Annotated in this window: 1 protein-coding gene; it reads right to left on the bottom strand. The window is 50.2% G+C overall.

Annotated features, from left to right (window positions below):
* Positions 1 to 65 precede the first annotated feature (65 nt).
* Positions 66 to 255: hypothetical protein (locus NE665_RS24520; RefSeq protein WP_256302782.1), on the bottom strand; the 190-nt coding region annotated here is incomplete at its 5' end.

Below are 255 nucleotides of genomic sequence, written 5' to 3' on the forward strand. Positions count from 1 at the left end.
TGACCACCATGACCAGGATCACGAGCTTCTCCAGCCTTCCCATCGGTATCTTTTTCTTCATTCCCTTACACTCCTTCCATCTCACTGTCCTTCAATACTGCATAGATGATGACCTCTCCTGCGAGCAATCCCCATTTTCCCCACTGGACCATATGCAGGATACTGCCTTGATATCGCTGCGGTACACACACATACAGACCGCTCTGGATCAGGATGAGCAGGAAGAAGATCCCTGCCATGATGAGCATGCACAGT

The sequence above is a fragment of the Clostridium sp. DFI.1.208 genome, from assembly GCF_024463855.1.
Taxonomy (GTDB): Bacteria; Bacillota_I; Bacilli_A; order Erysipelotrichales; family Erysipelotrichaceae; genus Clostridium_AQ.